The organism is Pseudomonas sp. FEN (assembly GCF_904067045.1).
In the GTDB taxonomy this organism is placed as follows: Bacteria; Pseudomonadota; Gammaproteobacteria; order Pseudomonadales; family Pseudomonadaceae; genus Aquipseudomonas.
This window is the reverse complement of record NZ_CAJFDC010000025.1, coordinates 110,756-122,497: the sequence shown is the minus strand read 5'-3', so window position 1 is coordinate 122,497 and position 11,742 is coordinate 110,756. Positions and strand designations below refer to the sequence as shown.

The window sequence follows — 11,742 nt, the reverse complement described above, 5'->3', positions numbered from 1 at the left end:
GGCCCAATACCAAATAGAGGATTTAATCTAAAATAAGCTTGATTACCGATATCCAAAAGTCCAGGACCACACTGACCACCATCTGCAGTACAGCCTTCAGTAGTGTATTGATACCTATACTTCGAGTTTCTACTTGCATAGACATACATCGCATTGTCGCCATTCGGCGTGATATCATCTGCGGCCCCAACCAAGTGCTCAAACAAGTAGTTCAGAGCATCGTTATTTCCATACGAACCTGCCACATACATCCTAGAGCGGGTAAACTCTCCAGAACTGACCGACTGATTCTCAAACGAGTCAGCATTCAACGTTAAGTTTTTACCCACTGCAACACTTGAAGCAAAATTCGTAAAACGTCCTACATCACCTGTTAGATTCCCAGTTACCGATACAGTAGCTGCCGGCCCTTCAAAAGAGGACTCAGATACGTAATTTTCATCAACATGGTAATGCAGAGTGAAGCAGTCGCCATCACCACACTCAACTGTGATATCACCCGATAAAAGCGTTTCCTTGCCAACTGTCGCCTTGCGAGTATTCTCAAATACCGCCGACGCCAGTGAAAAATCACCCTCCACCTGTATCGACGAAGAAAAGTTGATGACGTTATTGGCTTTTCCGCCTTGAACGCCAGAAATAGTCAAGTTCCTCAGGCTATAGAGCGCAGCATTCTGATTGGTAAAGTCACCTACCTTTAGGTCCATATCCGAGCCGCTGAAGATCAGGCCTTGATCATTCAGCAGTGTTGGCGTATTCAGAGAAAGCTTTTGGGCGCTGCCCAGGGTTCCATAGTTATTGATTGTTCCTGCGGTAATACTCATGCCGCCGCAGAAGTCAGCCGCCCATAGTTGTTCAGTTGACCACCGACATTAAGGGTCGTATCGCTACCACCGGCAATGCTAGCGCTGCTGCTCAGATTCACCTGTGCCGCACTCAGGCCCAGGGTACTCAAGCTGGTGTAACGTCCGTTACCGCCGTAGCTGCCACTCAGATTCAGGCTGGCCGTACCGTCACTGGCGATCAACCCGTCGTTATTCCAGTTGCTGCCATTGCCCACCAGGCTGTTGGAGGCCAGCAACTGACCACCGGTGGTCTGGTTGAGGGTGTTGATGTTGAGTGTCAAGCGACCGGCCTGGATCACGCTACTGTTGGTCCAGTTGTCGGCGGTGAGAGTCAAACCGCCACGGGTGACAAAGCTACCGCCCGCGTTGGTAATGTTGGCCGTGGCGGTATCGAAGGTGCCTTGGCCAGTGTGCAACAGACTGCCACCCTGGTTCAGGAAGCTGCCAACACCCAGGGTCAGGTCGCTGTTGGCGGTTTCCAGCTTGCCGTTGCTGTTGTCGAACAGGCCGCCAATCTGAAATTCAGTCTTGCCGCTGCCGCCCAGCGCACGCAATTGGCCGCTCTGGTTATCCAGACTCGCAGCCGTAATCGCCAGGGTGCTGCCACTTTCGATAATGCCCAGGCGGTTGTTCAGGGCGCCATCCAGCTTGAGGACAATCTGATTGCCGCCGACCTGCCCGTCGTTGTCGCCGCTATTATCGAAGTTGTGACCCGTGACCTGGACCAGTCCCTCGGCATAGACGCCGCCATTACGGTTATCGAAGTCCCCTGCTCCGGTGGCAATCAGCACATCGCCGGTTTGCGCGGTGAGATGCCCGCCGTAGTTGTCAATGCCGCCCCACGCTTGCAGGTCCAGGCGCTGGGCCTGTAGCTGACCGCCCTGGCGGTTGTTGTTGAGGTCGTAGTCGTTTCTCAGCACGCCGACGACACGGGTCGTCAGCGCCCCCGCAATGCTCGACAGCAGACCGCCACGGCTGTCGAGCTTGGCCGCCTTGATGAACAGGTCGCCGTTCTGGGCAATGACCTTGCCGCTCTGGTTGTCGATATCGCCACTGACATCAAGGCTGACCGCGCCCTGGCCTTGCAGCGAACCTTTGCCATTGCCAAGGCTGGCGGCGCTCAGTTGCAGGTCGCCATTGCGGCTGGCGATCAGCCCGCCGTCGCCGTTCTGAACCGCACCGGTCGAGGTAATGAACAACTTGTCGCTGGCGCCGACAGTGCCGCTGTTGCTGTTATCCAGGCCGCCAGTCAACAAGGTCAGCAGGCCCTGGCTGGAGAGCTGGCCGCCCTGGTTGTTGATCTGAGCAGAACGCTTGACCAGCAGCGGACCGACAGCGGAGAGCTTGCCGTTGGTGTTGCTCAGCGTGCCCAGCAGGTCAAGAGTGACCGCCGCGCCAGCACTGAGGGTGCCGTTGCTGTTATCGAGGTCGGTACCGGTGAAGGTCAGTGCCTGTTGCGCGTTGATCGTGCCGCTGCTGGTCAACGCCATGGCGTTCAGGGTCAACGCCGCGCCGCTGTCGATCAAGCCCGCCTGGCCGTTGTCCAGCAGACCGCTGACGGTCAGCGATTGCCCCGCCCCGCTGGAAAGAATGCCCTTGTTGCTGTTGTCGAGACTGGCCGCGTTGACCGCCAAGGTCTGCTGGCTGGCCAGTGCGCCGGCATTGCTGTTGAGCAAGGCGCCGCTGAGGGTCACATCGACGTTGCCGCTACGACTGGAGAGCGTACCGTTGTTGCGGTTGTCCAGGCTGCTGCCAGTGAGCGTCACGCCCTGCCAACCGGAGAGCAGGCCAGCGTTCTGGTTGATCAGGTCGGTGGCCGTCAGGTTCAGCAGGTTGTTGCTGATCAGCTTTCCGGCGTTGCTGTTGTCCAGGGTCCGCGCTGTCAGGTTGAGGCTCTGCGTGCTGGAGAGCGTACCGCCCTGATTATTCAGGTCGCGCAGGTGGTTGATCGTCAGGTTGCCGGCCGTGGTGATCTGGCCCGCGGCGTTGTTCAGATCGCCCGTGGCCGCACCGAGATCGAGGGCAATGGCACTGCCCAGCAGGCTACCGCTCTGGTTGTCGATGCCGGCGCTGTTGATCGTCAGGCCGCTGCTGGCATTGATCAGCCCCTGATTTTGGTTGGTCAGTTGACCGTCGACGGTCAGGCCCAGCTCCGCGCGGCTGGTCAGCGTGCCGCCGCTGTTATCCAGGCTAGCGGCGTGCACATCAACCGAAGCCGCCGCGATCATGCCCTTGAGATTGCTCAGGGCCTGGTCGATACGCAGGGTCAGGGCCTGGTTGCTTAACAGCTTGCCGTTGTCGTTGTTCAGGTTATCGGCGGTCAGAGTGAAGGACTGGGCGCTGGAAATTTCGCCAGCCTGGTTGCTCACGCCCTTGAGGTTGTTCAGTACCAGCAACGGGGCATTGATCAGGCCGCCCTGGTTATTCAGTTGGCCGTGATTGAGGTCCAGGGTCAGGGCGCTGGTGCTGAACAGCTTGCCGCCCTGCTGGTCGAGACCGGTGACGCTGGCGGTCAGGGCCTTGCTACTGGCAATGCTGCCACCGTCCTGGTTGGTCACCTGTCCGGCGGTCAGCTTCAGGGTGTCGGTACTGCTCAGGCTCCCGCCATGGCTGTTGTCAAAGGCCCCCGTCGCAATCTGCGTGGCGCCCTTGCCCGTCAGCACGCCGCCCAGGCTGTTGTCGAGGCTGGCACTGGTGAGATTGAGGGTGGTGTCGGTCGCAATCTTGCCGCCCTGGTTGGTGACGGCACCGGTGGTGGTGACGGTCAGGGCAGTGCCACTGGAGAGATTGCCGCTGCTGTTGTCGAGACTGCCGGCATTGACACTCAGGCTGCCGTCGCTGGCGATCAAGCCCTTGAGGTTGGCCAGGGCACCGTCCAAGGTAACGACCAACGCCGATTTGCCGCTGAGCGTGCCGCCGCTGTTGTCCAGGCTGCCGCCATTGAGTGTGGTGCTGCCCGCCTTGCCGAGTAGTTGGCCGCCATTGCGGTTGGTGAGCGTGGCGACATTCAGGTGCAGATCGGTGTCGGCCAGGACCTTGCCGTTATCGTCGTTGTTGAGCTGTTGACCCACGAGGGTTACGGCCTGACTGCTGGACAGTTCGCCGCCACGGTTATCGATGTTTCCGACCCTGAGGGTGGTGCCTTTGACACCACCGATCAGACCGCCGCCCGTGTTGTCGAGGCTGTCGCCGCTCAGGCTCAAGCTGCCTTGACTGACCAGTACCCCCGCCTGATTGCCCAAGGTCCGGACAGCACCGGAAAGGTCGCCCTGGCTGGAGATCCTGCCGGCGGCATTTTCAATATTATCGGCCGTCAGGTTGAGCGTGCCGTCCGTGCTGAGTTGGCCGTTACTGTTGATCAGATGGCCCAAAGTGGCCGTGAGCGCGGTCGAGCTGTTGATCAGGCCACCCAATCCGTTGAGCGCCGTATCAACAGTCAGGCTCAGTTGGTTGGCACTCAGGACCCGACCGTTGTTCTGGTTATCGAGCGTACCGGCAGTGATGGTGGTTTGCCGCTGCCCGCTCAAGGTGCCGCCCTGGTTGCCCAGGGTTTGCGTGGCGGTGACGCTCAGGTCGCGGCTGGCAATCACGCTCTGGCCGCTGTTGCTGATGGTCTGCGCCGTGACGCTGACATCGCCCGTGCTGTTGCGCGTGTTGTCGGCATTGACCCCGGCTTCGATGATGCCGCTGTTGGTCAACTGGCCGCCGCTGTTGAGGGTGATACTGTCCCTGGCCGCCAGATTGTTCCGGCTGGTCAGGTCACCCGTGGTCTGCACGTTCAAGCTGCTGCCAGCGTAGACCGGACCTTGCGCATCCAGGCTCGCGGCCTTGACGTTGACCGCGCCACTGGCGGCGGCCTGGACCATGCTCAGTTGGCCGTTGGCATCGAGCTGGATATCGCCGCCACTGGCCGCCAGGTTGCCGGCCAGTCTGACCCCGACCCCGGCTTCGGTGCCGACCAGCTTGATGGCGCCGGCGTACATACCACCCAGCGCCGTGGAGTCGATCGCCACCTGGGGCTTGGCACTGCCGTCGTCGGCCCGCGCCGTGGCACTGAGCGTGCGGGCGTCGACGTCATTGCGACCGGCGATAACAGTCAGTTGCTTGGCGTTGATCTGCGCGTTGATGGTCGCGGCGCGGGTGATGATTTCGAACTGGTCGACATTGCTGGCATTGATGCCCGCGCCGTCGATGGACACGCTGCCCTGGTCGACCTGATAGCCCGTCACCTGGCCGTTGGTAATCACCGCCTTGCCGGTGGTCAGTGTCGCCTGCGGGGTATTGATGAAGCCGCAGCCATTGCAACTGATGCCATAGGGGTTGGCGACGATCACATGGGCCGACTGCCCCGCCACCTCGGTATAACCACGCAACTGGCTCGGACTGCCGCCATTCACTTCGTTAAGAATGACGTTGGCCGCCGCACCGTTGAAATTCGGATTACCGAGAATGATCCCGCCCAGTTGCGTCGACTGGGTCCGCGCGGTGGCGTTGTTGAGAATGACCCCGTTGGCCCCGACGTTGTAGTCGCTGAACTGGTTATGCGACAACCCTTGGGCATTCGGCGCGGCGATATTGACGATAGGTACGCCATTGCCGGCCTGGCCAAGCGTGGTGCCGCCCCCGCTAACAGCAATGCCGTCCGCCTGGGCCAGCAGCGGCTGCCAGAACATCGCGTTCGCCAGGATGAACGCCAACCCGCGCTTGGGTAGCCCGAGGAAATGCTCACGGTTTTTCAGGGCCGCAGAAGGCTGGCGAGCCAGGAAGGCAAGCTGACGAACGTCCATGTCGGGAATCTCGAAGCAATACAGGCGACGAGGCGCCCTCCAGATGGCTCTATGCCATCAACCGGCCGCGATACTAGGATGCCATTTCAATGGCGTCAATTTGTCCACCGCTAAATATTTCAAAATATTTCACGGTGTTTTTTTGACCTGAACAGGCCAACATCGGAAAATGTCGCGGTAATTCGTTGAAAAGTATCAATTCCGACAGCAAACTTCGCCGCTCCCCTGCCCGGCGCCTGGTCAAGCGACGCCACTCTCGTTTCCGTCAAGGAATCCCCCGCATGTCCACACTTGAAATCATCGCCGTCCTGGTCAATGTCCTCGGGGTCTGGCTGACGGCCCGGCGCATTCGCTGGTGCTGGCCGGTCGGCGTCGTTGCCGTGCTGCTGTACGCCTGGATTTTCTACGACGCCAAGCTCTATTCCGATACCTTGCTGCAAGGCATCTTCGCCGTGTTGCAGGGCTATGGCTGGTGGCGCTGGAGCCAGGGCGGGCTGAGCCAGGGCAAGGTCCATGTCGCCCGGCTGTCCTTGCGCGAAGGTTTGCTGGGCCTGCTCTGCGGAGCCCTCGGCGCGGGGTTGCTGGGGACCTTGATGGTCAGTTTCACCGATGCGGCGGTGCCTTGGCTCGATGCCGCCCTCACCGCCTTCAGCCTGGTCGCCAGCGTCTGGGCGGCGCGCAAGTATGTGGCCAGCTGGTGGCTGTGGATCGTGCTGGACGTCGTCTACGTCGGCCTGTTCCTGTTCAAGGACCTGCAACTGACAGCGGCGTTGTACGCCGGCTTCGTGATGCTGGCGATCTATGGCCTGCGGGCCTGGCAGCGCGATCTGGCGAACCAGGGCAGCCTCAAGTTAAATGTGTCGTAGTCGATACACTCCTGTACATAGAATAACTTTCTTGATTCAGGAGGCTCCATGACAGGGATTTCGTCGATCAATGCCTTGACGCTGAACCCGTCCCAGCCGGTTGGCAATCCGCCGGCTGACGCACAGCCTGTCGCGGCAAGCGCTGCGGTTTCCTCTCCGGCCTCGAGCGTGACCCTAGGCCAGAGCAATGTGCTCGAAATCCACACCTACAGTGCCCGTGGCAGCTTGTCTGCCGCGCTGGCAGCGCCCATCTGGGAAAAAAACCCGCTGGACAAGGTGTCGTTCGCGATGGGTGGCAACCTCGCCGGCAAATCCAACGCCTCGCGCTTTGCCGGCCTGGGGGCGGCGCTGCTGGCGCAGTTGGCCGACGGCAAAAAGAACATCTCACAATCGGTTATCCAGTCGTCCGGCGGCAAACCGCTCAACGCCGCCGAGCTGTTTGCCGCGCAATCCAAGCTGCACGGCAGCAATGCCGACAGCATGATCAGCCTGACGCTCAAGACCAACAGCGGCAAAACCGTGACCTTGAGCCTGGCGAACCAGGACACTGGACTGGGCGTACAGGCCCTGGTGGAGGGCGGCGACCTCACGAGTGAAGAGAGCGCGGCGCTGGCCAAGCTGGCCAACGGCTTCCAGGCCGCGATCGACGGTTTGACCGCCGAGCCGCCGCAACTGAAGCTGGATGCCCTGACCCAGTACGACTCGAAGGTATTTTCGGCGGTCGACCTGAGTGCCAAGCTCAAGCTGGATGAAAAGAACACCCAGACCCTGAGTTTCCATGCCGACAGCCAGCAACGCTCGGTGCAAATGAGCGGACCTTCAGGTGATCTGCAACTGTCCGTGGACCTGAAAAACCAGGCCATTCTCGGCAACGCCAAGCAACAGCTCAAGGCGCTCCAGAGCTACCTGAAGCAGATCGATGCCGCCACCGCCCGGGGGCACGCCGACAAGCCGCTGATGTCGATGTTCAGGGATGCGTTTTCCGCCCTTAACAGCAACTATCCCGCTACCCGCACGGCCACCACGGCACAAACCGTCGACGCCCTTGCGCCAACCGATACCGACCGGCACCTGCTGACCGGTCTGGCCGACTTCTCCGCGTCGGTGAAACAAACCGCCCAGGCGAGCAATCCGATGCGTCCCCTCGAGCAGGATACCTTTGCCTATGACGTGTCCCAGTCCACTCGACTCAAGGGCCGCGATTCGCTCAATCGCTCCATCGAGCAGGACCAGCAATCAAGCCTGGCCGCCAGCTATCATCAGGCCCTGTACCCGGGCCAGAAGCTGAAGCTGACCAGCGATGCGGAGTCGCAGAACTACCTGTTCTACCGGATCGACGACAAAGCCAGCAGCCAGACCCATATCGGTTATGAAAAGGGTGAGCTGATCACGGCCTCGGTGAGCCAGTCGGCCAGCCAGTCCACGCGCGTTGCCAAATACGTGATGGGGCATCTGATGGAGCAGACAACAGTGCCCGTCAGCTCATCGAAAACCCAGAGTTTTCTGGACGTGCTGGAACAGGCGTTGCACCCGGACAAGACGCCATCGGGCGCCGCGCGCTTGAAAAAAATCCTGGACAGTCTCCAGGACAAGGTGCTGCTGGAGGCGTACCCGGCAAAACTCAACGGCTGACCCTGGCGGTCAGCTATACCCTACTGCCCCGCCCGTTCGGTTCGAGTCGAAGATTTTTCGCCAACCGTCAGCCACTACCTGAATCAACACAGACACGAGTGGCTTGAAATAGGCTCAAGGGCGGTGGCTGTACCGCCCTTGAGCCGTGGACTCAGCGGTGATATTCCTGGCTTCCTCCTCGATCTTCACCGAAGTAGCGGCCATGCTCACGCCCGCCACGCCCCTCATCGTGCCAATAAGGCCAACAGCCCGCCAGCAGCAGGGCACCAGAAAAAACCAGGATCCATAGGGTCGTGCGTTTCATTTGATCGTTCTCCAATGCAATGGATTAGCGGCTGCTCTCATTGCCATGGGCAAGTTTCGTTGGCACAGCAAAATCCCTGAATGCCGGAAAGAGAACGATGACAGGCCATCCACAATTTGTCGGTTCGCTGCCGCGCATAGCGGCCTCAAGCGCTTACGGTTCGGGCACGGGCCCCAGAGTGCGCCACCGAACAGACTCGCTCCGATGACTGAGTCAACCTGACGTCAGGCAGATCACTGCCAACTGATGATTGAAGAGGTATGACTCATGACTTACCTATCGCAAATGTCTGTATGCCGTCGGCTGGCAGTCATGGTCGGCGCTATTGCAGTGGCCGTCTCCGCGCTTGCGGCACAGGCGCAGAATGACCATTACCGTGGAGACCATGGGCGGCCGGTCTACCAGCGGGACTATCGCGGGGGTCATGGCGACTATCGCCGAGGTGGTGGTGACTATCGCGGTGGTGGTGACGATCTGGGCGGGATCATCGCTGGCGCGCTGCTCGGCGCCGCGGTTGCCGGTGCCCTGCGGCCGCCGCCAGCCGTGATTTACCGGGAGGCGCCACCTCCACCACCGCCCGGGGTCAGGTACTACTATCCTCGCAGGTACGACTCCTCTGGCTATCCGCCACCCGGCTATTGAGCGCCATGCGCACATGCTCCCGGGCGACCAACCGAATTCACCGAGATATCCCATGCCATTGCTATCAATTCGCCCCCTTGATCAGGATATAAAGACATGAACAGTTTCGTATTCAAAGCGGCCATGCCAGCGGTGTTGATGCTGGCCTTCCTCGGCACTTCCTTCTCGGCCCAAACGATAGCGGCGAACAGCTCCGACGCCGTCGCGCAGACGGCCGCCCGTCACGCCAAGAAACACGCGGACTTTGTCGAAAAGAGAATCAACGAACTGCACGCCAAATTGAAAATCACCGACAAACAGTCCCCGCAATGGGAGGCCTATGCGAAAACCATGCGGGATAATGCCGATGGCACCGATAAAGCCTTTCTGGATCGCGCACAGAAACTCTCGTCGTTAAATGCCGATGACGCGATGCAGTCCTATGCCAAATTGGCTCAAATGCATGCCGAAAACATGCAGAGGCTTGCCACTTCGTTTAGCGCACTCTATGGCGTACTTTCCGCGGATCAGAAAAAAACCGCGGATAAACTGTTCCGTAATGAACGCGAGGAACGCAGCGAAACAGCGAATAAAGCTCATTGATGTACCGTTTGTTGTGCGCTACCGAACAGACATCAATTGGTAGCGATGCCTAATCTGATCAACAGTCGGCCGCGACGGAATAATGATCGGATGATCGTAGATACGGCCATGAGCAGGGCCATCGCAATGGCCTTGTTCATCTCTATCACTGGCATTGGAGTACAACCATGACTACATCACTACGTTCACTTGTCTTTATCGCTGCAGCCACCCTGTCACTGATGTCAACAGGCCTGCTCAATAGTGCAAGTGCCGCCACGGCCGAGGATCTGGACAGAGACTCCCGGCAGTCCTTGCAAACACTCTACAAGGCTCATCCATTTGCCGAGACCATGTCGCACAAGGCCAAGGCCATACTGGTCTTTCCAAAAGTCGTCAAAGCCGGCCTGGTATTTGGTGGCAGTTATGGTGAAGGGGTCATGTTCAGTGGTTCGAAAGTCGACGGTTACTATAACTCCGTGACCGGTTCATGGGGACTGCAAGCCGGTGCCCAGTCCTATGCCTACACGGTGTTCCTGATGACTGACAAAGCGGTTAACTACGTCCGTGAAACCAAGGGCTGGGAAGTCGGTGTAGGCCCTACCGTAGTCCTGGTTGACCAAGGTCTGGCGAAAAATCTGTCGACCTCGACCTTGAAGGACGACGCCTATGCGTTTGTCTTCGACCAGCAGGGCCTGATGGCGGGCGTCAGTATCGAAGGCACGAAGATCTCGCTGATCAAACGTTGACCGCCGCCGATTCTCAGTTCCGTGTCTATTTGAGCGCACGCGACCAGCGCGGACAGCTTCATTTGGTCGGACATCGCGAGAGTGACGGCAGCCTGGTCTATAGCAATGCCGTGATGATCGACCAACTGGGTTAGCTTGCCGGCGCCCTCCACTCACTTGCAGACTCAAGGAGAAATATCATGGGCTTGGGAACCATACTGTTGATCGTACTTATTCTGTTGCTCTTTGGCGCAATTCCGACTTGGCCACACAGCCGAAGCTGGGGTTATGGACCGAGCGGTGTGCTGGGTGTAGTCGTCGTGGTGCTGCTCGTGTTGCTGCTGCTGGGAAGAATATGACGCACGTCATTGAACAACCTGGTACTCAAGCGATCAGGGTAATCGGCATGAACACTTGATCCGCCCAGAGGTTATCCTCAGGTCGGCCGCAAGGGCACATAGGGCAACAGGCGGTCGGTTTCCTTCTTGACCACGGCATAGCACTCGCAACTCAGTTGCTCGAGCTTGGCCCTGTCCAGCACCTTGATATGGCCGCGACTGTACTCGATGACGCCCTGGCGTTGCAGCTTTCCGGCGGCATCGGTCACGCCTTCTCGACGGACGCCGAGCATATTGGCGATCAACTCCTGGGTCATGGTCAGTTGATTGTCCTGCAGGCGGTCGAGAGACAGCAGCAACCAGCGGCACAGTTGCTGATCGATGGAGTGGTGTCGATTGCATACCGCGGTCTGGGCCATCTGCGTCATCAGTGCCTGGGTGTAGCGCAGCATCAGTTGAAGCATTTCGCCATGACGATTGAACTCGTCCTTGAGCCGCTGGCCAGGCAATCGGAAAGCGTGCCCGGCACTCTGGACAATCGCTCGACTGGGCGTGCTTTCGCCCCCCATGAAAACAGCGATGCCGATCAAGCCTTCATTACCCACCACGGAAATTTCCGCCGAAGCACCGCTTTCCATCACATACAGCAGGGAAATGATGGCGTCCGTGGGGAAATAGACATGGCGCAGGGCATCGCCGGACTCGTAAAGTACCTTGCCCAACGGCAGGGGGATCAGTTGAAGACAGGGCAGCAGGCGTTCCAGCGCGTCCACCGGCAAAGCGGCCAGGAGATGGTTCTGCTGTGGCCTGGGAACATCGAGCATATCCGCCACCGTTCAAGAAAGAGCGCCCCGAATACTATAGGTTAGGTCAAGGGATGATCAATTCCACTCAATACGCCGGGCAAAGTCTGACTACACTGGTCCTGCGGCCGATGTCTCATAACGGCCGGTTCAGGTGCGACGCCTGCCAAATGACGTTGTTGATTGTCGACAAGGTAAAGGGCATAGACTTGATCTATTCATAAACGAACTAATTG

The 11,742-nt window shown here is 59.1% G+C and carries 9 protein-coding genes and 1 pseudogene; 6 read left to right on the top strand and 4 right to left on the bottom strand.

Annotation, left to right across the window (positions count from 1 at the left end):
* Positions 1–824 (bottom strand): annotated as a pseudogene (locus PFEN_RS31555) (hypothetical protein); the annotation flags it as partial.
* On the bottom strand, positions 821–5,632 hold the full coding sequence (locus tag PFEN_RS21990) for a filamentous hemagglutinin N-terminal domain-containing protein (RefSeq protein WP_412071464.1): 4,812 nt from the start codon (positions 5,630–5,632) through the stop codon (positions 821–823). The gene PFEN_RS21990 and the pseudogene PFEN_RS31555, both read right to left, overlap by 4 nt.
* Before the next feature lie 281 nt (positions 5,633–5,913).
* On the opposite strand from PFEN_RS21990, the gene pnuC reads away from it, so the two are divergent.
* Together pnuC and PFEN_RS21980 are read left to right on the top strand one after the other, a co-directional pair.
* On the top strand, positions 5,914–6,498 hold the full coding sequence (gene pnuC, locus PFEN_RS21985) for a nicotinamide riboside transporter PnuC (RefSeq protein ID WP_191488820.1): 585 nt from the start codon (positions 5,914–5,916) through the stop codon (positions 6,496–6,498).
* 48 nt (positions 6,499–6,546) lie between these two features.
* On the top strand, positions 6,547–8,130 hold the full coding sequence (locus PFEN_RS21980; RefSeq protein WP_191488819.1) for a lactate dehydrogenase: 1,584 nt from the start codon (positions 6,547–6,549) through the stop codon (positions 8,128–8,130).
* Between the two features lie 151 nt (positions 8,131–8,281).
* On the opposite strand, the gene PFEN_RS21975 is transcribed toward PFEN_RS21980, so the two are convergent.
* Positions 8,282–8,434, bottom strand: a complete 153-nt coding sequence (locus tag PFEN_RS21975; protein WP_191488818.1) for a hypothetical protein — start codon at positions 8,432–8,434, stop codon at positions 8,282–8,284.
* 385 nt (positions 8,435–8,819) lie between these two features.
* Between PFEN_RS21975 and PFEN_RS21970 the strand changes: the two genes are divergently transcribed.
* The 4 genes from PFEN_RS21970 (at position 8,820) to PFEN_RS21955 (ending at position 10,724) form a co-directional block, all read left to right on the top strand.
* On the top strand, positions 8,820–8,981 hold the full coding sequence (locus tag PFEN_RS21970) for a hypothetical protein (protein WP_191488817.1): 162 nt from the start codon (positions 8,820–8,822) through the stop codon (positions 8,979–8,981).
* Positions 8,982–9,172: 191 nt separating this feature from the next.
* Entirely contained in the window at positions 9,173–9,658 is a 486-nt protein-coding gene (locus tag PFEN_RS21965; protein ID WP_191488816.1) for a Spy/CpxP family protein refolding chaperone, read from the top strand.
* Positions 9,659–9,825: 167 nt separating this feature from the next.
* Positions 9,826–10,386, top strand: coding sequence for a YSC84-related protein (locus PFEN_RS21960; protein WP_191488815.1), 561 nt, complete (start codon positions 9,826–9,828; stop codon positions 10,384–10,386).
* A gap of 179 nt (positions 10,387–10,565) precedes the next feature.
* Complete coding sequence (locus tag PFEN_RS21955) at positions 10,566–10,724, top strand: DUF3309 family protein (protein WP_191488814.1); 159 nt, start codon at positions 10,566–10,568, stop codon at positions 10,722–10,724.
* Positions 10,725–10,801: 77 nt separating this feature from the next.
* Here PFEN_RS21955 and PFEN_RS21950 read toward each other — a convergent pair whose 3' ends face one another.
* The gene (locus PFEN_RS21950) at positions 10,802–11,527 is read right to left on the bottom strand and encodes a Crp/Fnr family transcriptional regulator (RefSeq protein ID WP_191488813.1); all 726 of its coding nucleotides are present in this window, start codon (positions 11,525–11,527) and stop codon (positions 10,802–10,804) included.
* Between the last annotated feature and the right edge of the window lie 215 nt (positions 11,528–11,742).

Excerpts from the sequence above, each read along its gene's own strand:
- pnuC (WP_191488820.1), top strand. The coding sequence starts at position 5,914 with ATGTCCACACTTGAAATCATCGCCGTCCTGGTCAATGTCCTCGGGGTC.
- PFEN_RS21975 (WP_191488818.1), bottom strand. The coding sequence starts at position 8,434 with ATGAAACGCACGACCCTATGGATCCTGGTTTTTTCTGGTGCCCTGCTG.
- PFEN_RS21965 (WP_191488816.1), top strand. The coding sequence starts at position 9,173 with ATGAACAGTTTCGTATTCAAAGCGGCCATGCCAGCGGTGTTGATGCTG.
- PFEN_RS21980 (WP_191488819.1), top strand. The coding sequence starts at position 6,547 with ATGACAGGGATTTCGTCGATCAATGCCTTGACGCTGAACCCGTCCCAG.
- PFEN_RS21960 (WP_191488815.1), top strand. The coding sequence starts at position 9,826 with ATGACTACATCACTACGTTCACTTGTCTTTATCGCTGCAGCCACCCTG.
- PFEN_RS21955 (WP_191488814.1), top strand. The coding sequence starts at position 10,566 with ATGGGCTTGGGAACCATACTGTTGATCGTACTTATTCTGTTGCTCTTT.
- PFEN_RS21950 (WP_191488813.1), bottom strand. The coding sequence starts at position 11,527 with ATGCTCGATGTTCCCAGGCCACAGCAGAACCATCTCCTGGCCGCTTTG.
- PFEN_RS21970 (WP_191488817.1), top strand. The coding sequence starts at position 8,820 with ATGGGCGGCCGGTCTACCAGCGGGACTATCGCGGGGGTCATGGCGACT.
- PFEN_RS21990 (WP_412071464.1), bottom strand. The coding sequence starts at position 5,632 with ATGGACGTTCGTCAGCTTGCCTTCCTGGCTCGCCAGCCTTCTGCGGCC.